Genomic DNA, 25448 nt, shown 5'->3' on the forward strand with positions numbered 1-25448 from the left:
AGAAGGACCCATAAAAAAACCCGCCGAAGCGGGTTTTTTTACATAAGTGCCAGAATTACTTCAGGTGTTTGCCGATCAAGCCGGCCATTTCGAACATGGTGACTTGCGCCTTGCCAAAAACAGCCTTAAGTTTGTCATCGGCATTGATAGCACGACGGTTCACGCTGTCTTGCAGATTGTGCTTTTTGATGTAAACCCACATCTTGCTGACCACTTCTGTGCGTGGCAACGGGGTTGCGCCCACCACAGCTGCCAAAGCGGCACTGGGAGTCAAGGCCTTCATGAAGGCTGGGTTAGGGGTGCGCTTTTTAGCAGGTGCCGCCTTTTTGGCAGGCGCCTTTGCCGCTACTTTTTTCGCGGGTGCTGCAGCTTTTTTTGCTGGAGCAGCTTTTTTGGCCGGTGCTGCTTTTTTAGCGGGAGCAGCTTTTGTTGCCGGGGTTTTTTTCGCAGTTGCCATGATGGAATTCCTTTGATCGGAAGTTGGTACGTCGCTGAGTAACAGTTTGTTTTCAGCCATGTGCATGCTACTGGAGAAACGGTCACTTACCAAGCTCATTTGTCAAATTTCTGTAGGGGTTGTTGCTGATTTGCAGGCTCCCAAGCCACTTTTCTCATCGGCCCGTCTTTTTTAACCATGACTCCCGGCTTTTGGCTTGTAAAGCGTGTCGCCAAATTCAAGTCAACATGCGCTGTCTTCGTCGTCTCATCAGTCGTGGCGTTTCTTGCTGATGTCCATGACCTTGTTGAAGGATCGTAATTCCAGCAACACCATGCTTGTCAAGTTGTCTCAAATTTCAATCCTCTTTGTTGAACGCCCCAATAGAGAGGTGCGCTTTGAATTTGGAAAAATTTGATGCGGATGCTGATCAACGTTGGTTTTTGTCTGGCCTGCTAGTTTGTAGCTGTTTTGCACATCGCATTTCATTCACCGCCAATATATTTCATAATTTGAAAAATACAAATGCTGCATCGCCGCATTTTTCTCAATATGGAAAAATGGATATTGCATTGTGAAAATTATTTCATAACTAGATGATTTCAAACAAATAAAAAAATGTCTTGTATAAGACATAAGAATTTAAATCAGTCTTGTACAAGAGTTAAGATGGTATCAACGACAAAGCAGAATCCTCTGCCAACATCGCTCGATTTCAACTTGACTTCAGGAGCCTTACCATGCCAGCCAACCTCACTCAACAACTGAGCCGTGAACAGCAAATCGCCGTCCTCGAAAAAGATTGGGCGACCAACCCGCGCTGGAAAGGCGTGAAGCGCGGCTACTCCGCAGCTGACGTTGTCCGTCTTCGCGGCAGCATGCCCATTGAGCACACCTTGGCTAAGCACGGTGCTGAGAAACTTTGGGACAAGATCAACGGCGGCGCCAAAAAAGGCTATGTCAATGCATTCGGCGCCATCAGCGCAGGGCAGGCCATGCAGCAAGCCAAAGCAGGTCTGGAAGCTGTGTATCTGTCAGGCTGGCAAGTGGCTGCCGACGGCAACACGTCAGAGACCATGTACCCGGATCAATCGCTTTACGCGTATGACTCGGTGCCGACCATGGTTCGACGCATCAACAATACCTTCAAGCGCGCTGATGAAATCCAGTGGGGTCGTGGCATCGAGCCAGGCAGCAAGGAGTTCATCGACTACTTTTTGCCCATCGTGGCCGATGCTGAAGCCGGTTTCGGTGGCGTTTTGAATGCCTTTGAGTTGATGAAGAACATGATCGCATCTGGCGCTGCCGGCGTTCACTTCGAAGACCAATTGGCCGCAGTGAAGAAATGCGGTCACATGGGTGGCAAAGTTCTGGTGCCTACCCATGAAGCTTGTGAAAAATTGATCTCAGCACGTTTTGCGGCCGACGTTATGGGTGTCTCTACCATCGTACTGGCCCGCACCGATGCTGAAGCTGCCAACTTGATCACGTCTGATCACGATGCGAACGACAAACCATTCCTGACTGGTGAGCGCACTCAAGAAGGTTTTTACCGCGTCAAAAATGGTCTGGAACAAGCCATCAGCCGTGGCGTTGCTTACGCACCTTATGCTGACTTGGTCTGGTGCGAAACAGGCGTTCCGGACATCGGCTTTGCCCGTGAATTCGCACAAGCTGTTCATGCTGCTTGCCCTGGCAAGCTGCTGTCATACAACTGCTCGCCTTCTTTCAACTGGAAAAAGAACCTCAATGACAGCCAGATCGCTTCCTTCCAGGATGATCTGTCGGCTTTGGGTTACAAATACCAGTTCATCACACTGGCCGGTATCCACATCAACTGGTTCAACACTTTCCAATTCGCTCACGCCTATGCACGCGGCGAAGGCATGAAGCATTACACCGAGATGGTGCAAGAGCCCGAATTTGCAGCACGCGAAAAAGGCTACACCTTCGTCTCGCACCAGCAAGAAGTCGGCGCAGGCTACTTCGACGACGTCACAACCGTGATACAGGGTGGTTCATCTTCTGTGAAGGCCCTCACAGGCTCCACCGAAGAAGAGCAGTTCCATTGAACGACTGATGGCTCGTTTTAGTTGAGGCCGGCGTAAAATCCTGCTTCAGCGTTTAAACACATCTTCCAAGCGCGGCTTCTGCCGCGCTTTTTTTACTTGTAGACACCATGGTTCAGATTACTCTTCCCGACGGTTCGTTGCGTGAATTTCCCGGCCCAGTCACGGTAGCTGAGGTGGCTGCATCGATTGGTGCTGGCTTGGCCAAAGCGGCCTTGGGCGGCAAGGTCAATGGCCAATTGGTGGATACCAGCTTCAACATCGCAGCCAATTCGAAATTGGCCATCGTGACGGCCAAGGATGCCGAAGGGCTTGAGCTGATCCGTCACTCGACCGCTCATTTACTGGCTTATGCCGTCAAGGATCTTTTTCCACAGGCACAGGTCACCATTGGCCCCGTCATTGAGAACGGCTTTTATTACGACTTTTCTTACAGCCGTCCCTTCACCCCAGATGACCTTGTGGCCATTGAAAAACGCATGACTGAGTTGGCCAGCAAGGACGAAGCCGTGCTTCGCCGTGTCTTGCCTCGGGATGAGGCCGTGGCTTATTTCAAGAGCCTTGGCGAAAACTACAAGGCCGAGATCATTGGCAGTATTCCTGCAGACCAAGAGGTCAGCCTTTACCGTGAAGGTGATTTCGAGGACCTGTGCCGTGGCCCACACGTGCCCAGCACAGGCAAGCTCAAACACTTCAAATTGATGAAGGTGGCGGGTGCTTACTGGCGTGGCGACAGCAAAAACGAAATGCTGCAACGCGTTTATGGCACGGCTTGGGCCAGCAAGGAAGATTTACAGCTTTACCTGACCCGCCTTGAAGAGGCCGAAAAGCGCGACCATCGCAAACTGGGCCGTGAACTCGATTTATTCCACATTGATGAGCACGCCCCTGGTCTGGTGTTTTGGCACCCCAAAGGTTGGACTGTTTGGCAGACAGTGGAGCAGTACATGCGCCAGGTTTACAGGGAAAGTGGCTACCAAGAGGTCAAAGGCCCTCAGATTCTGGACAAAAGTTTGTGGGAAAAAACGGGTCACTGGGACAAGTACCGGGACAACATGTTCACCACAGAGTCGGAAAAGCGCGACTATGCACTCAAGCCGATGAACTGCCCTGGCCACATTCTTATTTTCAAGCAAGGGATCAAAAGCTACCGTGATCTGCCCTTGCGTTACGGCGAATTTGGCCAGTGCCACCGCAATGAGCCTTCAGGGGGCCTGCACGGCATCATGCGGGTGCGTGGCTTCACCCAAGACGATGGGCATATTTTCTGCACCGAAAACCAGATATTGCCTGAGTGCGACACCTTTACCAAGGTGCTGAAGAAGGTTTATGCCGATTTCGGCTTCAGCAATATCCTCTACAAGGTGTCTACGCGGCCCGCCGCCCGTATAGGGGCCGATGAACTTTGGGACAAGGCTGAAAAAGCCTTGATGGACAGTTTGCGCGACTCCGGGTGTGAGTTCGTTATCTCCGAGGGGGATGGCGCTTTTTACGGGCCAAAGATCGAATACACGCTGAAAGACGCGATTGGCCGTGAATGGCAATGCGGCACGATTCAGGTCGATTTCAATTTATCGGAGCGTCTGGACGCGGAATATGTGGCCGAAGACGGTTCGCGTCAGCGACCTGTGATCTTGCACCGGGCGATTGTGGGCAGCATGGAGCGTTTCATCGGCATTTTGATCGAACAGCACGCCGGCGCCTTGCCTACCTGGCTTGCCCCGGTTCAGGTGTCTGTGCTCAACATCACCGATGCGCAGTCAGATTACTGTCGCGAAATCGCTGCAAAACTGCAAAAATCGGTGTCAAATCAAGGCCTTAGGGTTCTGATGGACCTTCGTAACGAGAAAATCACGTATAAAATACGAGAGCATTCATTGCAAAAGCTGCCTTATATTCTTGTCGCTGGTGACAAGGAAAAGGCAGCAGGTACCGTCGCTGTGCGCGCCCGAGGCAACAAAGACCTCGGCGTGATGTCGATCGATGCGTTCTTTGAACTCATTGCTGCCGACATCGCTTCTAAAGCCTGAAGGTGAATTTCGCCACAAGCTTTGGCCCGTGGGCACAAGGATGGATAGGCTGCATGTCGCAGTTTTGTTCCGTAAAGGATTGAGTCATCGCTACCGAATTTCGTGATCGTCGCCACCGCGAAGAACGTAAACACCGTTTGAACCGTGAAATCATGGCCCTAGAGGTCCGTGTATCCGGCCCTGAAAATGAGCCCATGGGCATTTTGTCTTTGGCAGAGGCCTTGCGCCTGGCTGGTGAAATGGATGTGGACCTGGTGGAAATAGCTGCCACGGCCACGCCACCAGTTTGTCGTTTGATGGATTACGGCAAGTTCAAGTACCAAGAGCAAAAGCGTGCGGCAGAGGCCAAAGCCAAACAAACTGTCATCGACATCAAGGAAGTCAAATTTCGCCCTGGTACCGATGATGGTGACTACAACATCAAGATGCGCAACATCCGTCGCTTTTTGACAGATGGTGACAAGTGCAAGATCACCCTGCGTTTTCGTGGCCGCGAGATCACGCACCAGGAGCTGGGCATGGCCTTGCTCAACCGGATCAGGGATGAGTTGGCAGACTCGATCATCGTTGAGCAGTTTCCAAAGCTCGAAGGTCGTCAGATGATCATGATGATTGCGCCTGGACGCAAAAAGCCCACAGGCAAAGCGGCAGATACTGCCGCGCCTGTTGAATCGGCTTGAACAGAATTTGATCTGCCTTCGGGCAAATCAGATCAAGAGTTGCCTTCGGGTGGTTCTTGTTAAAAGTGGCTCGGGGCCAACAAGGCTGCAAATATTTTGCAGACGCCTCACGAGCACAACCAAAGGAGCATTGATATGCCCAAGATGAAGACCAAAAGCAGTGCAAAAAAGCGCTTCCGTGTTCGTCCAGGTGGAACCGTTAAACGCGGCCAAGCCTTCAAACGTCACATCCTGACCAAGAAGACCACCAAAAACAAGCGTCACCTTCGCGGTTCAGTCGCTGTGCATGAGACCAATATGGGTCACATTGCTCAGATGCTGCCCATGGCTGGCCTGTAATCACTGACGAACAAGGAGAATTAATATGCCTCGCGTAAAACGTGGTGTAACGGCGCGCGCCCGTCACAAGAAAGTTTTGGCCCTTGCAAAAGGTTTCCGCGGTCGCCGCGGCAATGTTTTCAGGATCGCCAAACAGGCGGTGATGAAGGCCGGCCAATATGCCTACCGGGATCGCCGCACCAAAAAGCGTGTGTTCCGTCAGTTGTGGATTGCCCGTATCAACGCCGCTGCGCGTGAATGCGGTCTGACCTACAGCCAGTTCGCCAACGGCCTGAAGAAGGCTGCCATCGAAATCGACCGCAAAATGCTGGCTGATATTGCCGTGCATGACAAGGCCGCTTTCGCTGGAATCGTGAACCAAGTCAAAGCCAAACTGGCAGCAGCTTGATTTCACGGGCATCGTGAACCCGTAGTTTTGCTGCAGGTTCATGCATGGCCAGTCCATCAAAGGGGTTGAGGCTCACAAAAGCTTCAATCCCTTTTTTTACTCTGAAACCCACCGATCCCACACCATGAACGAGCTGGACACACTGGTCGAATCTGCCCGGCAGAGTTTTTCGCAGGCACTGACACCTGCTGACCTTGAAAACGCCAAAGCCCAATTTTTGGGCAAAGCCGGTCGAATCACTGAGCTGATGAAGGGCATGGCCGCGCTGAACGTGGATGATAAAAAAGTTCTAGGCGCTGCCATTAACCTGGCCAAGCAAGCCATCGAATCTGCCCTGAATGATCGTCGCCAAGGTCTGGCCGATGCCGAACTGCAAGCCCAACTCAAAGCAGAAGCGCTGGATGTGACATTGCCAGGACGCAACCTGAGACAGGGTGGGTTGCACCCGGTGTCATTGACCCTGGAACGCATTGAAAATATTTACGGATCTATGGGATTTGAAGTTGCCCAAGGCCCGGAGATCGAGACCGACTGGTTCAACTTCACAGCGTTGAACACGCCTGAGGACCATCCAGCACGCTCTATGCACGACACCTTTTATGTCGAAGGCGGTCATTTGCTTCGAACACACACCAGCCCAATGCAAATCCGCCATGCGGTGCAGCACGTCAAGCGTTATCGCCACCAGCTTGACGCAGGCCAGGGCATGCCCGAGATACGCGTGATCGCGCCGGGTCGCACTTACCGCGTGGACAGCGATGCCACCCATTCGCCCATGTTCCACCAGTGTGAAGGCCTGTGGATTGGCGAAAACGTGAGCTTCAAGGACCTCAAGGTCGTATTCACCGATTTCTGCCGCACCTTTTTCGAAAGCGACGATCTGGTGTTGCGCTTTCGTCCGAGTTTTTTCCCGTTCACCGAGCCAAGTGCAGAAATCGATATCCAGTTCCAGACAGGCCCGCTTGCAGGTCGATGGCTGGAGGTAGCGGGTTCTGGACAGGTTCATCCAAACGTGGTGCGCAACATGGGCCTGGACCCTGAGCGATTCATTGGTTTTGCCTTCGGCATGGGCCCTGACCGGTTGACCATGCTGAGATACGGTGTGAACGATTTGCGCCTGTTCTTTGATGGCGATATCCGTTTTCTGAGCCAGTTCCAGTGAGCATGAAGACCTGCAGATCATTTCTGCAGGCCCTCGACACAACAGAGTTAAGACGATGCAATTTCCCGAATCCTGGTTGCGCGAATTCTGCAACCCGCCCCTGACCACCCAACAACTGGCCGATACCCTGACCATGGCAGGTCTTGAAGTGGAAGAGGCTGTGCCTGTGGCTCCGCCATTTACCAAAATTGTGATCGGTGAAATCAAGGAGGCTGTCCAGCACCCCAATGCCGACCGCTTGCGTGTTTGCCAGGTCGATGTGGGGCAAGGGACGTGGCTCAACATCGTCTGCGGTGCGCCGAATGCACGCGTTGGCATTCGAGTTCCTTGCGCCATGGTGGGGGCCGAGTTGCCCCCTGGCGAAGACGGAAAACCCTTCTTGATCAAGGTTGGCAAATTGCGGGGCGTTGAAAGCCAGGGCATGCTGTGCTCAGCCAAAGAACTGAAGATTGCTGATGACCACGGTGGCTTGCTGGAGTTGCCAAACTATGCACCTCTGGGACAAGATATTCGCCAGTACCTGAACCTGGACGACACGCTCTTCACCCTGAAGCTCACGCCGAATCTGGCGCATTGTCTGAGCGTGTACGGCATCGCCCGCGAAGTGTCTGCATTGACCGGTGCACCGCTCTTGTCACCTGTATTCCCGTCATTGGACACACAGATTGCTGACAAATTAAATGTCCATGTGCACGCCACCGACTTGTGTGGCCGTTTCAGTGGTCGTGTAGTCAAAGGGGTGAACCCCAACGCCCAGACCCCCCAATGGATGGTGGACCGACTGGCCCGTTGCGGCCAGCGCAGCGTAACGCCACTGGTCGATATTTCGAACTATGTGATGTTCGAGTTCGGGCGTCCGTCACATATCTTTGACCTGGACAAGATCCATGGGGGTCTGCAGGTGCGCTGGGGTCGTGATGGCGAACAGCTGAAATTGCTCAATGGCCATACCGTGACAGTAGACAGCAAGGTGGGCGTGATCGCTGACGAGAGTCAGGTCGAGTCCCTCGCGGGCATCATGGGTGGCGATGCCACCGCTGTATCGGACGAGACGAAAAATATCTATATTGAAGCCGCTTTCTGGTGGCCCGCCGCCATCGCAGGCCGTTCGCGTCGCTATAACTTTTCGACCGATGCGGGTCACCGCTTTGAACGAGGTGTTGATCCTCAGTTGACGGCAGAACACATCGAACGCATCACCCAGTTGGTGCTGAACATTTGCGGCACACCAGAGACGCAAATCGGCCCAGTGGATGACCAGATCCTGACCATGCCGGATTCAAATCCGGTCACATTGCGGGTGGCACGCGCGAACAAAGTGATTGGGATGCCGCTCACGCAACAACAGTGTGCAGATGCACTGCGTGGTCTGGGTCTGAAGGTGACCGAAGCCGATGGCACCATCACCGTGACGCCGCCAAGCTTTCGCTTCGACCTGCAGATCGAAGAAGACCTGATCGAAGAAGTGGCACGCATGGTGGGGTACAACAACCTGCCCACAAACCCGCCCCTGGCACCGATAACCGCCAAGATTCGGCCTGAAAATTCTCGAAGTCCCTTCATGGTTCGCCGCAGTCTGGCGGCTTTGGGTTATCAGGAAACCATCAACTTCAGTTTTGTCGAAGAAAGCTGGGAAAAAGACCTGGCGGGTCAAACTGATCCGATCCGCTTGCTCAACCCAATCGCCAGTCAAATGAGTGTCATGCGCTCCAGCTTGATCGGCTCCTTGCTGCAAGTCGTCAAGTTCAATGCCGACCGCAAAGCCGACCGTGTCCGGGTGTTTGAATTGGGCCGAGTGTTCAAGCGCGATGCCAGTGTGCCGGACAGTGACACGACTGTGGAGGGTTTTGACCAGCCCATGAAGGCTTCGGGCATGGCTTGGGGGCCACTGGAGCCGCTCAATTGGACGGGCAAGTCCCGCCTGGTCGATTTTTACGATGTCAAAGCCGATGTCGAACGTCTGCTGTCACCTGCCAAAGCCGAATTTGTGGCTGCCGAACACCCTGCATTGCACCCTGGCCGTTGTGCCCAGGTGCTGCTACAGGGGCGCGTGATAGGTCATGTAGGTGAATTGCACCCCCAATGGCGTCAGGCGTGGGATTTGCCGCATGCCCCTGTTGTGTTCGAGTTGGATCTGGATGCCCTCACGCATCGAACTGTGCCCATGGCGCAGTCGGTGGCAAAGCTTCAGTCTGTGGAGCGAGACATCGCAGTCATCGTGGACGAGCAGGTCACACACGCCCAGTTGATGAAGGCCATCCACAGCGCCCCATCCCAGGGTTTGTTGCGCGATGTCGTGTTGTTCGACATCTATCGCCCCAAAGCGGAAGCTGCTGGTGGCCTGTCCGCCAGCGAAAAAAGCCTGGCGGTGCGCTTGACCTTGCACAGCGACGAAGCGACCCTGACCGAGGCACAAATAGAAACCGCCATGAGCGGTGTGATGTCCCATTTGGCAAAGCAAGTAGCGGCGCGGTTGCGTTCTTGAGGTGGCTATGCAAATCAGTTTTGAATCACTGGAAACTCCGGCACTGACCAAGGCGCAATTGGCCGATTTGCTTTTTGAGCAGATTGGTTTGAATAAGCGCGAGTCCAAAGACATGGTTGATGCCTTCTTTGATCTGGTTGTGGACAACCTGATCGCAGGCGACGATGTGAAGATTTCCGGATTCGGCAACTTTCAGATTCGCACCAAGGCGGCGCGGCCTGGACGTAACCCACGCACGGGAGAATTGATTCCTATTGATGCACGTCGTGTCGCGACCTTTCACGCCAGCCATAAACTCAAGTCCCTGATTCAGGGCGATACTGACGAAGACGAAGGCGTTGAAACGGTGGGTCGTTGAAAACTTCACTCAAGGAGCGCAGCATGCTGTTCAAGTTCAAATCACAAGCCACCAGCGACCTCATCTTGCTGGAAGCCGATGCCCGCAGGTTACTCAAGATCATCCTGGGGGATGATCCTGTCAAGGGGATTGTGCAGGCCAAGGACCTTCCTGGCGCGATTGAGGCCCTGGAATTGGCCGTGACGAAGGATGAGGCAGACAGAAAGCAGCGATCCGACAAATCACTGGCATTGGTCAGCGGCGAAGACGATGACCCCGTGCCTTTGAATTCGGTGAGCCTGGCCCAGCGTGCCGCACCCATGCTGAAAATGCTCAAGCGCTGTCTGGCAGAAAATTCAGACGTGGTCTGGGGCATCTGATCGCGTCAGTCAACGCGGTTTTTAAGGCCATGGCTTTTATGGGGCGTAAGCCAATTGCAGGCAGCGGTCTGGCGCCCTTAGCGCTTGCGGAAACTCAACGCGCGAAGACCGCACCGCCCAACTTGTAGCCCGCCTGCAGTTGCCGTTTGGCAAACCAGCCCACGTTCATTTCGAGCACATAGCGTACGGGTTTTTCGGAGCAATGGGAGTCATCACTTTGAGGCTTCATGTCGGCGATGTTCACGATGGTGCCATCGTCGGCAACAAAAGCCGCTGACAGGGGGATCAAGGTGTTTCTCATCCAGAAACACTGCTTCGTGGGTTGTTCGAAAACAAACAACATCCCCTCGTGCTGAGGCATCTCCTTGCGCCACATCAGGCCGATTTGACGCTGTTCGGGGGTTTGGGCCAGTTGGACGTTCAAAACATGCATGCCAGCCGTAAGCTGAATCCGGGGCAATTGAAGCTGAGGCCCCTGCTGCGCGATGGCTGCAAACGTCAGGGAGACAAAACCCAAGGTCAAGGCTTGGCGAATACGGCGGCAGTTCAACAAGCCAATAAAAGCAGGGAAGTTCATGGTTTGAAGCAATCAGGGGCAGTTGGCAAGCTTGAGAGGATAACTGCAGCCTAGGCCCCCTTCCGACTTTGAAAGTCCAAACCGCGCTTTATTGTCAAGCTGAAGCATTGGACGGTGTTGAAACACTGGCCTGAACAGCCTCAGCGCCGGGAATTTCGGCTTTGATGTTGGCAGCCATCAGCCCTTTTTCGCCTTCTGTCAGATCAAAGCTGACCCGCGCACCCTCTTTCAAACTTTTATAACCCTCAGACTGAATGGCAGAAAAGTGGGCAAAAGCATCAGGACCGCTCCCATCGGGCTGTATGAATCCAAAGCCTTTGGCATCGTTGAACCATTTGACGGAACCACTGGGCATGAGTTGTCTCCATGATGTTGGCGCAGTTTGAATCGACGTTGTCGATTTTGTCAATGTGAGGTTTTCCCCCATACCTCTTTTTATGACCATCTTCATTCAGGACTTTTGTCCTCAAGCGCCTCAAGATGGTCCAAAGCATCGATAGAATGATTTCATGGCAACGAAAAAACCTGCAAATCCGACGCTGCCGCCCGTGTTACCCCGAACGCCCGATGGTGGCGATGCGGTGGTACTCGAACGGCTTGCCCAAAAAATTGAACCGCCCCAGATGTTCCAGGTGGCGATGCTGAACGATGACTACACCCCCATGGAGTTCGTGGTGATGGTCATACAGGAGTTTTTCAGCAAAGACCGCGAGGCGGCCACGCAAATCATGCTCAAGATTCACCTCGATGGCAAAGGCATTTGTGGCGTTTATTCCCGCGATGTGGCTGCGACAAAGGTGGACCAGGTGCTGGACGCCGCCAAGCAGGCAGGCCATCCGCTGCAATGTGTCAGTGAACCTATTGAATAGTGGGCCTTACCCCCCACATCGGTTGTATATCTTTAGCAAGGCAAAAAGGAAATCACATGATTGCCCAGGAATTGGAAGTCAGTTTGCACATGGCCTTTGTGGAGGCCCGTCAGCAACGCCACGAATTCATCACGGTCGAGCACTTGTTGTTGGCACTGTTGGACAACCCCAGCGCCGCTGAAGTGCTGAGGGCTTGCGCCGCCAACATCGATGACTTGCGCAAAGCCTTGAGCAATTTCATCAAGGACAACACCCCACAGGTCGCCGGTACCGAAGAGGTTGACACACAACCCACTTTGGGTTTCCAAAGGGTCATTCAACGCGCCATCATGCATGTGCAATCCACAGGCAGTGGCAAAAAAGAAGTGACCGGTGCGAATGTGCTGGTGGCCATTTTTGGCGAAAAAGATTCGCATGCGGTTTACTACTTGCACCAGCAAGGCATCACCCGTCTGGATGTGGTGAACTTCATTGCCCATGGCATTCGCAAAAGCGATCCGCCAGAGGCTGCCAAATCAGCCGAAAACCCCTCCAGCTCTGAAGGCGAAGAGGGCTCTGGTGGTGAGCGGAGCGAAAAAGCCTCGCCCCTTGAGCAATACACCAACAATCTGAACCAGGCGGCCAAGGAAGGCAAGATCGATCCGCTCATCGGTCGTGAATACGAAGTCGAGCGCACGATCCAGATTTTGTGCCGCCGCCGCAAAAACAACCCCCTGCTGGTGGGCGAAGCGGGTGTTGGCAAAACGGCGATTGCAGAAGGTCTGGCATGGCGCATCACCCAGGGAACAGTCCCCGATATTTTGGCTGAAGCCACGGTTTATTCGCTGGACATGGGCGCGTTGCTGGCCGGCACCAAGTACCGGGGTGATTTTGAGCAACGTCTCAAGGGCGTGCTCAAGTCGCTCAAGGACAAGCCCAACGGCATCCTTTTCATCGATGAAATTCACACGCTGATCGGTGCCGGCGCTGCGTCCGGGGGCACGCTGGATGCATCCAACCTGCTCAAACCTGCGTTGTCCAATGGTCAGCTCAAGTGCATCGGCGCAACCACCTTCACCGAGTACCGTGGCATTTTTGAAAAAGACGCTGCCCTCAGCCGCCGTTTCCAGAAAGTCGACGTGGTCGAGCCATCCGTTGCGGAGACGGTGGACATTCTCAAAGGCCTCAAAAGCCGTTTTGAGGACCACCACAGCGTCAAGTACACGCTTGCAGCTTTGCAAGCAGCTGCCGAGTTGTCGGCCAAGTTCATCAATGACCGCCAATTGCCTGATAAAGCGATTGACGTGATTGATGAGGCTGGTGCCGCCCAAAGGATTCAGGTAGCTTCCAAGCGCAAAAAGACCATCGGCAAGACCGAGATCGAAGACATTGTGGCCAAGATCGCCCGCATACCGCCTGCCAATGTCTCCAATGACGATCGCAGCAAACTGCAGACCATTGAGCGCGATCTCAAGTCGGTGGTGTTCGGCCAAGACAAGGCACTGGAAGTGCTGTCATCGGCGGTCAAGATGGCCCGTTCAGGTTTGGGCAAGACCGACAAGCCGATTGGCTCCTTCCTGTTTTCTGGCCCCACCGGCGTGGGCAAGACCGAGGCGGCCAAACAGCTGGCTTATATTTTGGGCATCGAGTTGCTCCGCTTTGACATGTCCGAGTACATGGAACGCCACGCTGTCAGCCGCTTGATCGGTGCGCCTCCAGGTTACGTGGGTTTTGACCAAGGTGGCTTGCTGACAGAAGCCGTAACCAAGAAGCCACACTGCGTGCTGTTGCTCGACGAGATCGAAAAAGCCCACCCGGACATCTTCAACGTGTTGTTGCAGGTCATGGACCACGGCACCTTGACCGACAACAACGGGCGCAAGGCCGACTTCCGCAATGTGATCATCGTCATGACCACCAACGCGGGCGCCGAGACCATGAACAAGGCCACCATCGGGTTCACCAACCCGCGTGTGGCGGGCGACGAAATGGGCGACATCAAGCGCCTGTTCACACCCGAGTTCCGCAACCGGCTCGATGCGATTGTCAGTTTCCGCCCACTCGACGAGCAGATCATCTTGCGTGTGGTGGACAAGTTTCTGCTGCAACTGGAAACGCAACTGGCCGAAAAGAAAGTCGAAGTCACTTTCACCGACAAGCTGCGAAAGTTTCTGGGCAAGAAGGGCTTCGATCCACTCATGGGTGCGCGGCCAATGCAGCGTCTGATTCAGGACACCATCCGCAAGGCCTTGGCCGACGAGTTGCTGTTCGGTCGCCTGACCGATGGCGGTCGCCTGACTGTGGACATCGATGACAAGGACGAGGTGCTTCTGGACATCACGTCTACCCCCAAGAAGGAAAGCCGTTCTTCGCGCTCTGAACCCACAGAGCCTGAAGAGGCCACCGCCAGCTGAAAGCCAAACGGCCCTGTGCTGAAAAACAAAAAAGGAGGCCTGTTAAGGCCTCCTTTTTCATATCCAAATCACTCAGCAGTTCAAGCTTTTTGTCAGTTGACCATGACCAGTTTGCCTTTGACGCTGCGCGAACCCATCAAGGTGTAGGCCGCCTTCAGATCGTTCATGGGCAGGGTTCGGTCAATGACGGGCTTGATCTTTCCATGGCTGTACCACTGGGCCAACTCGCCCATCATGGCCGTGTTGGCTTGGGGCTCGCGTCTTGCAAAGTCACCCCAAAAAACACCGACCAATGAGGCGCCTTTGAGCAAAGGCAAGTTCAAAGGCAGTGAAGGAATGGGTCCACCTGCGAAGCCCACCACCAGGTAGCGGCCACGCCACGCGATGGAGCGGAAGGAGGGCTCGGCCAGATCGCCTCCCACAGGGTCATAAATCACGTCGGGGCCCCGGCCTTCGGTCAGTGATTTCAGGGCTTCGCGCAGGTTCTCGCGGCTGTAATTGATGGTGGCGTCCGCCCCCAGCGAGGTGCACAGGGCACATTTTTCGTCGGTCGATGCCGCTGCAATCACTTTGGCGCCCATGGCTTTGGCAATCTGTATGGCAGCCGTACCAACGCCCCCTGCAGCACCCAGCACCAACACGGTTTCGCCGGTTTTCAGCGCGGCACGGTCCACCAGCGCGTGGTGCGAGGTGGCATAGGTCATGATGAAAGCCGCGCCGTCGACGGCTGAAAAACCGGCAGGCAAAGGCATGCACAGTTTGGCGGGCGCCAGTGTGTGGGTTCCAAAGCCACCGGTGCCCGACAGGCAGGCCACACTTTGCCCCACTTTAAGGTGGCTAACCCCATCGCCGATGGCTTGCACAACACCCGCGTATTCGGAACCCGGCACAAAGGGCAACTCGGGTTTCATCTGGTACTTGTTCTGGACGATCAGCAAATCCGGAAAGTTCAGGCTGGCTGCCTGAATTTGTATGAGGACCTGACCCGGGCCGGGCGTTGGTGTGGGCAGTTCTTTCCAGGTGAGGGCGTCAACCCCGACAGGGTTCTCGCAAAGCCAAGCGTGCATACAACTTCTCCTTGATGGGTGCTTCATGGGCAGGGCTGCATCTTAGGCAACTGCAGGGGCGAGGTCGTGTCCCCCGAGCGACCAATTTCAGCAAGTCGATGAATGCGCTGGCGAGGGGGCTGCCGCCTACAATGATCGGATTGACAGGACACACCATGAAAATTCTCATTTCCAATGACGATGGTTTCCGCGCCGAGGGGATTGTGGCCTTGTATGAGGCGCTTAAAACCATTGCCGAAGTGGAGGTGGTGGCGCCCGAACAGAACAACAGTGCCAAATCCAATGCATTGACCTTGCACACGCCCTTGTATATGCACCGGGCTGACAACGGGTTTCGATACGTGAATGGCACACCCGCCGACTGTGTCCACATTGCATTGACGGGTTTGCTGGGGTACCGACCTGATCTGGTGATTTCTGGCATCAACAACGGCGCCAACATGGGCGATGACACCCTCTATTCAGGCACTGTTGGCGCCGCCATGGAAGGCTATTTGTTTGGCATTCCAGCCATGGCGGTGTCCCAAATCGACAAAGGCTGGGCACACATTGACTCTGCGGCTTTCAAAGTCAGGCAGCTGGTCCAGCAAATGCAAGCCGGGGACTTGCTCGGCACGCGGCCATGGCTGCTGAATGTGAACATTCCCAATCTTCCGCTGGAACAAATCAAGCCTGCACGGCTGTGTCGCCTCGGTCGACGCCATGCCGCGGAGCCTGTCATCACCCAGCTTGATCCCCGTGGGCAAACGATGTACTGGATTGGCAATGCAGGCGCTGCCATGGACGACAGCGACGGCACTGACTTTCACGCCGCAAATTTGGGCCATGTGGTGGTGACGCCGCTCAAGGTTGACTTGACCGACCACGCCCAGCTGGACCACTGGAGCCAAGCCTTTGGCCGAATCAACACCCAGAACAAAGCATGAACAAGCGTCCTGGTTTTCCGATCCAGTTGTCGCAAACTGGTGCAGCGGGTCCCCCCAGCAAAAGCAAACCTTCAGTGCCCGCACGTTCGGGATTGAATCCGGGCGTTGTGTTGGCGCGTGCTGCTTCCAGCGTGTCAGGCGTGGGGCTGGACTCGGATGCGGTCAGGGCGCGCATGGTCCAAAAGCTGGCAGAGCAAGGCGTCAAGGACCCCCGTGTACTTGAGGCCATGGGATTGGTGGAGCGCCATTGTTTTGTGGAAAGCGCGCTGGTTAATCAGGCCTACGAAGACACGAGTTTGCCCATCGGCTTGGGGCAGACCATCTCCAAGCCGAATGTGGTGGCGCGCATGGTCGAATTGCTGTGCCAAGACGCGACAGGCAAGCTAGGCCGGGTTCTGGAAATTGGCACTGGTTGTGGCTACCAGGCTGCCGTGCTCAGCCATGTGGCTACAGAGGTCTACAGCATTGAGCGATTGCGCGGCTTGCACGAAAAAGCCCGAGCCAATTTGCGTCCATTCAGGCTGCACAACGTCCATCTTATTTTTGGGGATGGCATGCTGGGCTATCCGAAGGGGGCGCCCTATGCTGGCATCATCTCGGCGGCGGGTGGCGACGCAGTCCCCCAGGCCTGGCTGGACCAACTGGCAGTTGGCGGTCGAGTGATCGCGCCGACCATCACTTCAGCAGGTCACCAAGCCTTGGTGGTCATTCTAAAAACGTCTCTGGGTTTCGAGCGCCAGGTTCTCGAGGCCGTGCATTTTGTACCTCTAAAATCAGGCGTTGCCTGAACAAGTAAAGCCCGATGAATTTCAATTCTTCTTTTCGCCCCCTGGTTTTGACGGTGATGGTCTCTGCATTGCTTTCAGGCTGCACGACTACACCCCGAACTCCGGCGCCCGTGGAAGACCGGACCGCCATGGGCCGTTCGCCCGCCCCAACCCCCGCAACGCCTGCCACTGAATTGGTCAAACCTTTGCCGGGCAGTGAAAATGCAGGCAAGCCTGGTTATTACACTGTCCAGCGTGGTGACACCTTGACCCGCATTGGTTTGGACAACGGTCAAGGATGGCGTGATTTGGCCCGATGGAACAATCTGACCAACCCAGATCTGATTGAAGTGGGTCAGGTGCTGCGGGTCGCCCCTCCCGGTGGTGCCGTAGAAACAGCTGGCGTGGTGGTTCGGCCGATCGCACCGACTTCAAATTCATCCCCCGTTGTGACCTCGGCAAAATCTGAGCCTAATTTGGTGAATCAACCGAACAACGCCAACGCCAACGCCAACGCCAACGCCAATGCCAATGACGAAGGCTTGGGGTTTATCTGGCCTGCCAACGGTTCACTGATTGCGGGATTTGACGAAGTCAAAAACAAAGGCCTCGACATCGCAGGCAAAGCGGGTGACACCGTGATGGCGGCCGCTGACGGCCAGGTGGTTTATGCCGGTGCCGGGTTGAGGGGTTATGGGAACCTGATCATCCTCAAGCACAACAGCACGTTCTTGACGGCTTACGCACACAACCAGGCCTTGCTGGTCAAGGAAGACCAAAAAGTTCGCAAAGGGCAAAAAATTGCCGAAATGGGCAAGTCTGACTCGGACCGGGTCAAGCTCCACTTTGAGGTGCGTCGCCAAGGCAAACCGGTGGACCCTGCCCAACTCTTGCCCGCCCGTTAAGGCAAGCGCCATTTGCCCTGGCAAGTCTCTGAGGTTTTTCTAAAGCCGATTGAATGGGACCTGTCTGGTGCATTGAGGTTTTAAGAAATTGCGGTGCCTCACATCCTGAGACAATCAGTCCATGAGCGAACCAGATATTTCCCTTTCTCAAGCCCACGCTGCCGAAGCCAGCCATTCCAGTGCCGACCTGCCTGAGGGCTGGTTGCGCGTTGGCTCTTTGGACATGGAGGCTCAAGGCATCGCCCGCAGGCCCGATGGCAAAGTGGTTTTCATCGAAGGTGCATTGCCTTTTGAGGTGGTTTCGGTTCAAGTCAGTCGCAAAAAAAGCAGCTTTGAGCATGGCACCGTGACCGAGATTCACCACGAATCTTCCCAACGCGTTCGCCCGGGCTGCCCGCATTTCGGGCTGCACACAGGCTCGTGCGGCGGTTGCAAGATGCAGCACCTCGAGGTTTCTGCTCAGGTGGCCATCAAGCAGCGGGTGCTTGAAGACAATTTATGGCACTTGGGCAAAGTCAAAGCCGAAACCATGTTGCGACCCATCGAAGGGCCCGCCTGGGGCTACCGCTACCGTGCCCGCCTGTCGGTGCGTTATGTGATCAAAAAAGGAGACGTGCTGATTGGCTTTCACGAACGCAAAAGCCGCTACATCGCCGACATGAAGGTCTGTCCAGTTTTGCCACCGCATGTCAGCAAGATGCTGCTGCCACTGCGCAAGCTGATCGGCCAGATGGATGCTCGGGAGACCGTGCCTCAGTTGGAACTGGCCTGCGGCGACGAAGTCACCGCCTTGGTATTGCGCCACCTGGAACCCTTGAGCGACGGTGACAAAGCCTTGCTGCGCGAGTTTGCCGCTGCGCAAAATGTGCAATGGTGGTTGCAGCCAAAAGGGCCCGACACGGTGCGCCTGTTGGACGAAGGCGGCCCACAACTCAGTTATGGTCTGCCCGACTTTGCCATCAACATGCCCTTCAGGCCCACAGACTTCACCCAGGTTAACCCGTTCATCAACCGGGTTTTGGTGGCCCGAGCGCTGCGTTTGCTGCAAGTGCAAAAGAACGAGCGCGTCATCGACTGGTTTTGCGGCTTGGGCAATTTCACCTTGCCTCTGGCCACTCAGGCAGCGCAGGTGCTGGGGATAGAAGGTGCCGAGACCCTGGTGGTCAGGTCTCGGGACAATTACGACCGCAACCAGGCATCACGCTCTGAGGGGCAAGCCCTTGCACCCACCCGGTTTGTCGCCCGCAACCTGTTTGACATGACCCCCGACATGCTGGTGGCCGATGGCAGCGCCGAAAAATGGCTGGTGGACCCACCCCGTGAGGGCGCATTTGCATTGTCAAAGGCGCTGGCTGAATTGAATGAAAACCAGGATTTACGCCAGGGCTGGACACCACCTCAACGCATTGTTTACGTGAGTTGCAACCCCGCAACGCTGGCCCGCGATGCGGGAATTTTGGTGCATCGGGCTGGCTACCGCTGCGTCAGCGCAGGTGTGATCAACATGTTCGCGCATACGGCACATGTGGAAAGTATGGCGGTGTTTGAGTTGGCTTGAGCCGAGTGAGGGGCCTTGCAGCCAAAAAAAGGCTCCCTAGGGAGCCTTTTTTGAGCGGTATTGCCACTCTGTGACTTGGTGGCTTAATCGCGTTCGCCACCCATGATGCCCAGCAATGCCAGAAGGCTCTGGAACACGTTGAAGATGTCCAGGTAAAGGGCCAGCGTGGCACTGATGTAGTTGGTTTCACCGCCGTCAATGATTTGCTTGATGTCATACAGCATGTAAGCGCTGAATATGCCAATGGCCATGACAGATATGACCATCATGCCGACAGTGGAGCCAACAAACACGTTGATGATGCCGCCAATCATGATGGCCAACGCGCCTACAAACAACCATTTGGACATGCCCGAAATATCGCGCTTGATCGTGCTGGCCAGGCTGGCCATGACGAAGAACACGCCGGCGCTCCCTGCAAAGGCGGTCATGATCAAGTCAGAGCCGTTCTTGAAACCCAACACCATAGCGATCATGCGCGACAGCATCAAACCCATGAAGAATGTGAAGGCCAACAACACGGGAACGCCTGCTGCAGTGTTTTTGGTCTTTTCGATGGCAAACATGAAGCCAAATGCCCCAGCCAGGAAAACAACCAAACCCATGCCGCCCGACAGCGAGCGGGTGATTCCTGTGGTCACGCCAAGCCATGCGCCCAGGACAGTAGGCAGCAAGCTGAGGGCGAGCAGCCAATAGGTGTTGCGCAGAACGCGGTTGCGTGTGGCCAAGTCGGAGCCATGGCCCCAATCTGTGGTGTTAAGTGTGCGTAGGTCGCTCATGAATCTCTCCTGTTCAAACCCTGAATTCAGGGCCATTGCATTTTAGGGTGTGGTCGGTCCTCTCTGCTTATATCCGCACAGCCATGGGGTTATCGGGTGAATCAGTTTTGCGTGGAGGTGTGCAATGGCGGGTGTAGTGGCCGTGTATCCTTGCGGTTTTCAAACTCAGCGTCCACAAAAACATGAAATCACAAGCCACTCTCGAATCCTCCGATATCAAAGCCATTGCCGCTGCAGCCGAAGCCGAGGCGATCCAGAACAACTGGGCGGTGAGTATCGCCATCGTGGATGCGGGCGGTCATTTGTTGCACTTCACCCGTCTGGATGGTGCTCCGCCGCTTTCCTCGCACATCGCACCTGCCAAAGCGCATACGGCCGCTTTGGGTCGTCGCGAGACCAAGGGCTATGAAGATATCATCAATGGCGGTCGTTTCTCGTTTTTGTCTGCCCCTGCCGTACAGGGGATGCTTGAAGGGGGTGTACCGATCATGAAAGACGGGGCTTGCCTGGGTGCGGTGGGCGTGAGTGGGGTCAAATCCAGCGAAGATGCGCAGATTGCCAAAGCCGGTATTGCTGCCATTGGCCTATAATGGCTTGCTGGCCTTCAGAGGTCATTGAGTTGGCAACATTGCCATAGGTCGACCCCCAGAAAAAAGCCGCTGAAAAGCGGCTTTTTAGCTGAGTACTTTTTGACGGTATCAGTAAAGATCAAGCACGGCACCTTTGCTGGCGCTCGAGGCGTTGAAGGCGAATTTGGCCTGCACGCCTCGTGTGTAACGGGGTGCGGGAGGGGTCCAGCCTTCACGCCGCTTGGCCAGTTCTGCTTCAGCCACGTTAAGTTCCAGCACCAGTTTGTGTGCATCGATGGTGATGCTGTCGCCTTCGTGCACAAAAGCAATGTTGCCGCCAGCGGCTGCTTCAGGGGCGACGTGGCCCACCACCATGCCCCAGGTGCCACCCGAAAAGCGGCCATCGGTGATCAGGCCCACGGTTTCGCCCAAACCTGCGCCGATCAGGGCGCCTGTGGGTGCCAGCATTTCAGGCATGCCAGGACCACCTTTGGGGCCAAGATAGCGCAAAACCATCACGTCTCCCGCCTTGATCTTGCCAGCCAAAATCGCCTCGAGGGCAGATTGTTCGTCGTCGAATACACGGGCAGGACCTGTGATGACCGGATTTTTCAGGCCCGTGATCTTGGCCACGGCACCTTCGGGTGACAAGTTGCCCTTGAGGATGGCCAAGTGGCCTTCGGCATACATGGGCTTGTCGATCGGGCGGATCACATCCTGGTCAGCACGGGGAACGTCCGGAACGTCTTTCAGGTTTTCGGCAACGGTCTTGCCGTTGATGGTCATGCAGTCGCCATGCAGCAAGCCGGCTTTCAGCAGCACCTTCATGACTTGCGGAATCCCACCTGCCTGGTGCAGGTCGACGGCCAGGTATTTGCCACTGGGTTTCAGGTCGCAGATCACAGGGATCTTCTTGCGCATGCGCTCAAAGTCGTCGATGGTCCAGGCCACCTCTGCGGTGTGGGCAATGGCCAGGAAGTGCAGTACCGCGTTGGTGGAGCCACCGGTGGCCATGATCACAGCCACGGCGTTTTCAATGGCTTCCTTGGTCACGATGTCGCGCGGCTTCAGGTTTTTCTTGATGGCCTCAATCAGCACTTTGGCCGATTCCTTGGCCGAATTTTCCTTTTCGTCTTGTGGGTTGGCCATGGTCGACGAGTAGGGCAGGGACATGCCCAGGGCTTCAAAAGCCGAGGACATGGTGTTGGCGGTGTACATCCCGCCGCAAGAACCCGTGCCAGGAATCGCACGCTTTTCAATTTCTTTCAGGTCAAAATCACTGAGTTTGCCGGCGGCGTTTTCGCCCACGGCTTCAAACACGCTCACGATGTTCAGGTCTTTGCCCTGGTAGCGGCCGGGCAAGATGGTGCCGCCGTAAACGTAAATGGCAGGCACGTTTGCGCGCAGCATCCCCATCATGCCGCCGGGCATGTTTTTGTCGCAGCCACCCACGACCAGCACGCCGTCCATCCACTGGCCCTGCACGCAAGTTTCGATGCAGTCCGAGATCACTTCGCGGCTGACCAAAGAGTACTTCATGCCTTCGGTGCCCATGGCCATGCCGTCAGAAATAGTGGGTGTGCCAAATACCTGGGCATTGCCGCCAGCCTCTTCGATCCCTTGAATGGCCGCATCGGCCAGCTTTTGCAGGCCACTGTTGCAAGGGGTGATGGTGCTGTGGCCATTCGCCACGCCCACCATGGGTTTGACGAAATCACCCTCTTCATAACCCATGGCGTAGTACATCGAGCGGTTGGGGGCGCGGGATTTGCCCTGCGTGATGTTGGCGCTGCGGCGGTTGATGGGGGTGATCGGAATGATTTTGTCGCTCATGGTGGTGTCTTTATAAAAGCCCAAAAGAAGGTCGAGAGATTCTAACGGGCGACAGCGACAGCCTTTGTCCACTTTGGCGCATGGCCGGTGCACAATCCGGGCATGCTGATTCATCCTCAAATCGACCCCGTCGCCCTGCAATTGGGGCCCTTGGCCATCCACTGGTATGGCCTGACCTATTTGGCCGCGTTTGGCCTGTTTTTTTGGCTGGGCGTGCGGCGTCTGGGCCATGCGCCCTTCAAAAACTTGCCGCAATGGCAAAAACGCGATGTTGAAGATATCCTGTTTCTGGGCGTCTTGGGCGTGATTCTGGGCGGGCGCGTGGGGTACTGCCTGTTTTACAAACCCGCTTATTACCTGTCGAATCCCCTGGAGATTTTTGCCATCTGGCAAGGCGGCATGAGTTTCCATGGTGGCATGCTGGGCGTGATGGCTGCCATGGTCTGGTTTGCCAGCACGCGCCATCGCCCGTTTTTGCAGGTCATGGATTTTGTGGCACCTTGCGTGCCCACAGGTTTGGCCGCTGGGCGCGTTGGCAACTTCATCAACGGCGAATTGTGGGGGCGCTTGGCGGATCCAGCTCTGCCATGGGGCATGGTGTTCAGGGGGGCGGGTGATGCGCCGCGCCATCCATCGCAGGTCTACCAGTTTTTGCTCGAAGGTGTGCTGTTGTTCGTGCTGTTGTGGTTCTATGCGCGCAAGCCTCGGTCACAAGGGCAGGTGGCGTTTGCTTTCTTGTTCGGCTATGGCGTGTTCCGATTTGTGGCCGAGTTCTTCCGTGAGCCTGATTCGCACCTGGGCCTCTTGAGCCTGGGCATGAGCATGGGGCAGTGGCTGTGTGTACCAATGATCGCGGGCGGCGCACTGCTGTGGCTGTGGTGCGGACGCCGGACGCCCTAAGCTCTGATCGTCAGGCGGGTTTCAACGGTCAAGTGGCAGGACCGTGCTCTCCTTGATTTCTTCCATCACCACATAGCTGTTGGACTGTGCAGGCACCGGGATTTTGTTGAGGATGGTGCCCAGCAGTTCGCGGTAATCGCTCATGGCGCGCAGCCGCGCCTTGACCAGGTAATCGAAGCTGCCCGAGACCAGGTGGCACTCGAGCACATCGGGCATCAGACCCACCTCACGGCGCACGGTTTCAAAGACCTGCGGTGATTTTTGTGACAGTGTGATCTCGATGAAGACCAGCAGCGGCTTGCCCAGCTTCGCCGCATTCACCCGGGCGTGGTAACCGGTGATCAAGCCCTGCCGTTCGAGCCGCTTGATGCGCTCCGAACAGGGGGATGTGGACAGGCCCACCTGTTCGCCCACTTCGGTGACTGACATCCGACCGTTGCGTTGCAGCAGATCCAGGATTTTGAGGTCAATGCGGTCAGGTTCGGACATATTGCGGTGAAGGCCTGAAATAAGGCCTTTAAACAGTTGAAATTGCTGCTATTAAACATTAATTCGAGAAATTATTCTGCTTTGAATCCATAACATCACCGGATCTCAAGTCAATAGGGGTCTGTCATGAAAGTTGTCGTGTTGGGTGGAGGCGTGATTGGGGTGAGCACTGCCTGGGCGCTGCTGCGCCAGGGGGCACAGGTCACGCTGGTGGATCGCCAAAATGGTGTGGCACTCGAGACGAGCTTTGCCAATGCGGGTCAGGTGTCGCCCGGTTATTCGACGCCTTGGGCTGCCCCAGGCGTTCCGCTCAAGGCCTTAGGTTGGTTGTTCCAGTCCCATGCCCCGCTGGCCATCCGTCCCGACGGCACCCTTTTCCAGTGGCGCTGGATGGCGGCCATGCTGGCCAATTGCACAGCCAGCCGCTATGCCGTCAACAAGGAGCGCATGATGCGCCTGTCCGAGTACAGCCGGGACTGCTTGCGCGCCTGGCGTGCAGAAACCGGCATTGACTACGAAGCCCGCAGTCAGGGCACTTTGCAGCTGTTTCGCAGCCAGGCCCAACTCGACGCCGCTGCCCGCGATGTGGCCGTGCTGCAGGAGTGTGGTGTGCCGTTTGAGCTGCTGGATGCTGCCGGGGTGGTGGGGGCGGAGCCAGCGTTGGCACACGCCAGTGCACCGATCCGAGGCGGTCTGCGCCTGCCCAACGACGAAACAGGCGATTGCCACCTGTTCACCCGCCAGCTGGCAGATCGCGCCTGCGCTCAAGGGATGAGACTGCGCAGCACTTGCAACGTGCAGGCGCTGGAGGGCGACGGCCAACGCATCACAGGGGTACGGCTGGCCAGTGCGGCTGGTGGCGAGAGCGAGCTGCTGCTAGCGGACGTGGTGGTGCTGGCAGCCGGCAGCTATTCCCGTGACTTGTTGCTGCCGCTCGGACTGGACATTCCGGTTTACCCAGTCAAGGGCTACTCACTCACCATGCCGTTGTGCGATGCCTCGCTCGCACCCCAGTCCACCGTGCTGGACGAGACCTACAAGATTGCACTGACCCGCCTCGGTGATCGTCTGCGTGTCGGGGGCATGGCCGAGCTGGCTGGCTTTGATCTGCGTCTGAACCCACGCCGCCGTGCCACGCTCGAGAAGGTCACGCGTGAACTTTTTCCGGGTGGTGATCTGACGCAGGCCCAGTTCTGGACTGGACTGCGCCCCATGACGCCGGATGGCACGCCACTGGTGGGCGCAACGCCGCTGCGTGGGCTTTACCTCAATACGGGTCACGGCACATTGGGCTGGACCATGGCCTGCGGCAGTGCGCAGCTGCTGGCCGATCTGATCTCGGGTCGCCAGCCGGCCATCCGCAACGAAGGGCTCGACATGGGTCGTTACGGTAAACGTGGCAACCAAAGCCGCCTGAGAGCGTTGGCGCCAGCCTGAGCCATTTGAGTTTTGCTCTGGCCGCTTTTGCAACCAGTTGCCCCACGCACCGCTTCATTGGCCGTAGCCGCCC

Annotated in this window: 26 protein-coding genes; 19 read left to right on the plus strand and 7 right to left on the minus strand. The window is 55.9% G+C overall.

Going from position 1 to position 25448, the window contains the following annotated elements:
* Nucleotides 1-55 precede the first annotated feature (55 nt).
* Nucleotides 56-457 (minus strand): SWIB/MDM2 domain-containing protein, encoded by a 402-nt coding sequence (locus B9Z45_RS13390; protein WP_108407758.1) that lies wholly within the window; start codon nucleotides 455-457, stop codon nucleotides 56-58.
* A gap of 377 nt (nucleotides 458-834) precedes the next feature.
* Between B9Z45_RS13390 and B9Z45_RS16915 the strand changes: the two genes are divergently transcribed.
* The 10 genes from B9Z45_RS16915 to B9Z45_RS13435 all read left to right on the plus strand — a co-directional run bounded on the left by B9Z45_RS16915 (nucleotide 835) and on the right by B9Z45_RS13435 (nucleotide 10306).
* A complete protein-coding gene (locus tag B9Z45_RS16915; RefSeq protein ID WP_146180917.1) occupies nucleotides 835-1014 on the plus strand; it encodes a hypothetical protein in 180 nt (59 codons plus the stop codon).
* Nucleotides 1015-1176: 162 nt separating this feature from the next.
* Nucleotides 1177-2508 carry an isocitrate lyase gene (aceA, locus tag B9Z45_RS13395; protein WP_108407725.1) on the plus strand — a complete coding sequence of 444 codons (1332 nt, stop codon included), beginning with the start codon at nucleotides 1177-1179 and terminating at the stop codon, nucleotides 2506-2508.
* Nucleotides 2509-2615: 107 nt separating this feature from the next.
* Nucleotides 2616-4535 carry a threonine--tRNA ligase gene (gene thrS / locus B9Z45_RS13400; protein WP_108407726.1) on the plus strand — a complete coding sequence of 640 codons (1920 nt, stop codon included), beginning with the start codon at nucleotides 2616-2618 and terminating at the stop codon, nucleotides 4533-4535.
* Between the two features lie 86 nt (nucleotides 4536-4621).
* Nucleotides 4622-5215: a translation initiation factor IF-3 gene (gene infC / locus B9Z45_RS13405; protein WP_108407727.1), complete on the plus strand. Its 594-nt coding sequence runs from the start codon at nucleotides 4622-4624 to the stop codon at nucleotides 5213-5215.
* A 135-nt stretch (nucleotides 5216-5350) separates the two neighbouring features.
* The gene (gene rpmI / locus B9Z45_RS13410) at nucleotides 5351-5554 is read left to right on the plus strand and encodes a 50S ribosomal protein L35 (protein WP_108407728.1); all 204 of its coding nucleotides are present in this window, start codon (nucleotides 5351-5353) and stop codon (nucleotides 5552-5554) included.
* A gap of 25 nt (nucleotides 5555-5579) precedes the next feature.
* The gene (gene rplT, locus B9Z45_RS13415) at nucleotides 5580-5942 is read left to right on the plus strand and encodes a 50S ribosomal protein L20 (protein WP_026036460.1); all 363 of its coding nucleotides are present in this window, start codon (nucleotides 5580-5582) and stop codon (nucleotides 5940-5942) included.
* A 124-nt stretch (nucleotides 5943-6066) separates the two neighbouring features.
* On the plus strand, nucleotides 6067-7104 hold the full coding sequence (gene pheS / locus B9Z45_RS13420; protein WP_108407759.1) for a phenylalanine--tRNA ligase subunit alpha: 1038 nt from the start codon (nucleotides 6067-6069) through the stop codon (nucleotides 7102-7104).
* Between the two features lie 55 nt (nucleotides 7105-7159).
* Complete coding sequence (pheT, locus tag B9Z45_RS13425) at nucleotides 7160-9589, plus strand: phenylalanine--tRNA ligase subunit beta (protein WP_108407729.1); 2430 nt, start codon at nucleotides 7160-7162, stop codon at nucleotides 9587-9589.
* 7 nt (nucleotides 9590-9596) lie between these two features.
* Nucleotides 9597-9947 carry an integration host factor subunit alpha gene (locus B9Z45_RS13430; RefSeq protein WP_108407730.1) on the plus strand — a complete coding sequence of 117 codons (351 nt, stop codon included), beginning with the start codon at nucleotides 9597-9599 and terminating at the stop codon, nucleotides 9945-9947.
* Nucleotides 9948-9970: 23 nt separating this feature from the next.
* Nucleotides 9971-10306, plus strand: a complete 336-nt coding sequence (locus B9Z45_RS13435) for a DUF1840 domain-containing protein (protein WP_108407760.1) — start codon at nucleotides 9971-9973, stop codon at nucleotides 10304-10306.
* 94 nt (nucleotides 10307-10400) lie between these two features.
* Here the strand turns inward: B9Z45_RS13435 and B9Z45_RS13440 are convergent, their stop codons facing one another.
* Nucleotides 10401-10883 (minus strand): DUF192 domain-containing protein, encoded by a 483-nt coding sequence (locus B9Z45_RS13440; protein ID WP_108407731.1) that lies wholly within the window; start codon nucleotides 10881-10883, stop codon nucleotides 10401-10403.
* Between the two features lie 94 nt (nucleotides 10884-10977).
* Complete coding sequence (locus tag B9Z45_RS13445; protein WP_370445843.1) at nucleotides 10978-11334, minus strand: cold-shock protein; 357 nt, start codon at nucleotides 11332-11334, stop codon at nucleotides 10978-10980.
* A 58-nt stretch (nucleotides 11335-11392) separates the two neighbouring features.
* Between B9Z45_RS13445 and clpS the strand changes: the two genes are divergently transcribed.
* Entirely contained in the window at nucleotides 11393-11752 is a 360-nt protein-coding gene (clpS, locus tag B9Z45_RS13450; RefSeq protein ID WP_108407733.1) for an ATP-dependent Clp protease adapter ClpS, read from the plus strand.
* Between the two features lie 56 nt (nucleotides 11753-11808).
* Complete coding sequence (gene clpA, locus B9Z45_RS13455) at nucleotides 11809-14145, plus strand: ATP-dependent Clp protease ATP-binding subunit ClpA (protein WP_108407734.1); 2337 nt, start codon at nucleotides 11809-11811, stop codon at nucleotides 14143-14145.
* A gap of 92 nt (nucleotides 14146-14237) precedes the next feature.
* Here clpA and B9Z45_RS13460 read toward each other — a convergent pair whose 3' ends face one another.
* Complete coding sequence (locus B9Z45_RS13460; RefSeq protein ID WP_108407735.1) at nucleotides 14238-15212, minus strand: NADPH:quinone oxidoreductase family protein; 975 nt, start codon at nucleotides 15210-15212, stop codon at nucleotides 14238-14240.
* 155 nt (nucleotides 15213-15367) lie between these two features.
* Here B9Z45_RS13460 and surE point away from each other — a divergent pair, with 155 nt between their 5' ends.
* From surE to rlmD, 4 genes are all read left to right on the plus strand, one after another.
* On the plus strand, nucleotides 15368-16138 hold the full coding sequence (surE, locus tag B9Z45_RS13465) for a 5'/3'-nucleotidase SurE (protein ID WP_108407736.1): 771 nt from the start codon (nucleotides 15368-15370) through the stop codon (nucleotides 16136-16138).
* On the plus strand, nucleotides 16135-16926 hold the full coding sequence (locus B9Z45_RS13470) for a protein-L-isoaspartate(D-aspartate) O-methyltransferase (protein WP_108407737.1): 792 nt from the start codon (nucleotides 16135-16137) through the stop codon (nucleotides 16924-16926). Before surE ends, B9Z45_RS13470 begins: the two co-directional genes overlap by 4 nt.
* 14 nt (nucleotides 16927-16940) lie before the next feature.
* Nucleotides 16941-17810, plus strand: coding sequence for a peptidoglycan DD-metalloendopeptidase family protein (locus tag B9Z45_RS13475; RefSeq protein ID WP_108407738.1), 870 nt, complete (start codon nucleotides 16941-16943; stop codon nucleotides 17808-17810).
* 121 nt (nucleotides 17811-17931) lie between these two features.
* On the plus strand, nucleotides 17932-19368 hold the full coding sequence (rlmD, locus tag B9Z45_RS13480) for a 23S rRNA (uracil(1939)-C(5))-methyltransferase RlmD (protein ID WP_108407739.1): 1437 nt from the start codon (nucleotides 17932-17934) through the stop codon (nucleotides 19366-19368).
* A gap of 83 nt (nucleotides 19369-19451) precedes the next feature.
* Here rlmD and B9Z45_RS13485 read toward each other — a convergent pair whose 3' ends face one another.
* On the minus strand, nucleotides 19452-20147 hold the full coding sequence (locus tag B9Z45_RS13485; RefSeq protein ID WP_108407740.1) for a Bax inhibitor-1/YccA family protein: 696 nt from the start codon (nucleotides 20145-20147) through the stop codon (nucleotides 19452-19454).
* Nucleotides 20148-20329: 182 nt separating this feature from the next.
* Between B9Z45_RS13485 and B9Z45_RS13490 the strand changes: the two genes are divergently transcribed.
* Nucleotides 20330-20737 carry a heme-binding protein gene (locus tag B9Z45_RS13490; RefSeq protein WP_108407741.1) on the plus strand — a complete coding sequence of 136 codons (408 nt, stop codon included), beginning with the start codon at nucleotides 20330-20332 and terminating at the stop codon, nucleotides 20735-20737.
* A gap of 108 nt (nucleotides 20738-20845) precedes the next feature.
* Here the strand turns inward: B9Z45_RS13490 and ilvD are convergent, their stop codons facing one another.
* Nucleotides 20846-22549, minus strand: a complete 1704-nt coding sequence (gene ilvD / locus B9Z45_RS13495; RefSeq protein WP_108407742.1) for a dihydroxy-acid dehydratase — start codon at nucleotides 22547-22549, stop codon at nucleotides 20846-20848.
* Nucleotides 22550-22651: 102 nt separating this feature from the next.
* Here ilvD and lgt point away from each other — a divergent pair, with 102 nt between their 5' ends.
* Entirely contained in the window at nucleotides 22652-23449 is a 798-nt protein-coding gene (gene lgt / locus B9Z45_RS13500) for a prolipoprotein diacylglyceryl transferase (protein ID WP_108407743.1), read from the plus strand.
* A 21-nt stretch (nucleotides 23450-23470) separates the two neighbouring features.
* Here the strand turns inward: lgt and B9Z45_RS13505 are convergent, their stop codons facing one another.
* Nucleotides 23471-23938: a winged helix-turn-helix transcriptional regulator gene (locus B9Z45_RS13505; RefSeq protein WP_108407744.1), complete on the minus strand. Its 468-nt coding sequence runs from the start codon at nucleotides 23936-23938 to the stop codon at nucleotides 23471-23473.
* 126 nt (nucleotides 23939-24064) lie between these two features.
* Between B9Z45_RS13505 and B9Z45_RS13510 the strand changes: the two genes are divergently transcribed.
* Nucleotides 24065-25375 carry a D-amino acid dehydrogenase gene (locus tag B9Z45_RS13510; protein WP_108407745.1) on the plus strand — a complete coding sequence of 437 codons (1311 nt, stop codon included), beginning with the start codon at nucleotides 24065-24067 and terminating at the stop codon, nucleotides 25373-25375.
* Nucleotides 25376-25448 lie beyond the last annotated feature (73 nt).

Source organism: Limnohabitans sp. 2KL-17 (assembly GCF_003063415.1).
GTDB lineage: Bacteria > Pseudomonadota > Gammaproteobacteria > Burkholderiales > Burkholderiaceae_C > Limnohabitans_A.

Bases quoted from the DNA above. Each gene is read 5' to 3' on its own strand.
- clpA (WP_108407734.1), top strand. From the start codon at position 11,809: ATGATTGCCCAGGAATTGGAAGTCAGTTTGCACATGGCCTTTGTGGAG.
- lgt (WP_108407743.1), top strand. From the start codon at position 22,652: ATGCTGATTCATCCTCAAATCGACCCCGTCGCCCTGCAATTGGGGCCC.
- B9Z45_RS13475 (WP_108407738.1), top strand. From the start codon at position 16,941: ATGAATTTCAATTCTTCTTTTCGCCCCCTGGTTTTGACGGTGATGGTC.
- B9Z45_RS13390 (WP_108407758.1), bottom strand. From the start codon at position 457: ATGGCAACTGCGAAAAAAACCCCGGCAACAAAAGCTGCTCCCGCTAAA.
- B9Z45_RS13490 (WP_108407741.1), top strand. From the start codon at position 20,330: ATGAAATCACAAGCCACTCTCGAATCCTCCGATATCAAAGCCATTGCC.
- thrS (WP_108407726.1), top strand. From the start codon at position 2,616: ATGGTTCAGATTACTCTTCCCGACGGTTCGTTGCGTGAATTTCCCGGC.
- pheS (WP_108407759.1), top strand. From the start codon at position 6,067: ATGAACGAGCTGGACACACTGGTCGAATCTGCCCGGCAGAGTTTTTCG.
- pheT (WP_108407729.1), top strand. From the start codon at position 7,160: ATGCAATTTCCCGAATCCTGGTTGCGCGAATTCTGCAACCCGCCCCTG.
- B9Z45_RS13460 (WP_108407735.1), bottom strand. From the start codon at position 15,212: ATGCACGCTTGGCTTTGCGAGAACCCTGTCGGGGTTGACGCCCTCACC.
- ilvD (WP_108407742.1), bottom strand. From the start codon at position 22,549: ATGAGCGACAAAATCATTCCGATCACCCCCATCAACCGCCGCAGCGCC.
- B9Z45_RS13470 (WP_108407737.1), top strand. From the start codon at position 16,135: ATGAACAAGCGTCCTGGTTTTCCGATCCAGTTGTCGCAAACTGGTGCA.
- B9Z45_RS13440 (WP_108407731.1), bottom strand. From the start codon at position 10,883: ATGAACTTCCCTGCTTTTATTGGCTTGTTGAACTGCCGCCGTATTCGC.
- B9Z45_RS13445 (WP_370445843.1), bottom strand. From the start codon at position 11,334: ATGAAGATGGTCATAAAAAGAGGTATGGGGGAAAACCTCACATTGACA.
- rlmD (WP_108407739.1), top strand. From the start codon at position 17,932: ATGAGCGAACCAGATATTTCCCTTTCTCAAGCCCACGCTGCCGAAGCC.
- aceA (WP_108407725.1), top strand. From the start codon at position 1,177: ATGCCAGCCAACCTCACTCAACAACTGAGCCGTGAACAGCAAATCGCC.
- rplT (WP_026036460.1), top strand. From the start codon at position 5,580: ATGCCTCGCGTAAAACGTGGTGTAACGGCGCGCGCCCGTCACAAGAAA.
- B9Z45_RS13435 (WP_108407760.1), top strand. From the start codon at position 9,971: ATGCTGTTCAAGTTCAAATCACAAGCCACCAGCGACCTCATCTTGCTG.
- clpS (WP_108407733.1), top strand. From the start codon at position 11,393: ATGGCAACGAAAAAACCTGCAAATCCGACGCTGCCGCCCGTGTTACCC.
- B9Z45_RS13430 (WP_108407730.1), top strand. From the start codon at position 9,597: ATGCAAATCAGTTTTGAATCACTGGAAACTCCGGCACTGACCAAGGCG.
- surE (WP_108407736.1), top strand. From the start codon at position 15,368: ATGAAAATTCTCATTTCCAATGACGATGGTTTCCGCGCCGAGGGGATT.
- B9Z45_RS13510 (WP_108407745.1), top strand. From the start codon at position 24,065: ATGAAAGTTGTCGTGTTGGGTGGAGGCGTGATTGGGGTGAGCACTGCC.
- rpmI (WP_108407728.1), top strand. From the start codon at position 5,351: ATGCCCAAGATGAAGACCAAAAGCAGTGCAAAAAAGCGCTTCCGTGTT.
- B9Z45_RS13505 (WP_108407744.1), bottom strand. From the start codon at position 23,938: ATGTCCGAACCTGACCGCATTGACCTCAAAATCCTGGATCTGCTGCAA.
- B9Z45_RS13485 (WP_108407740.1), bottom strand. From the start codon at position 20,147: ATGAGCGACCTACGCACACTTAACACCACAGATTGGGGCCATGGCTCC.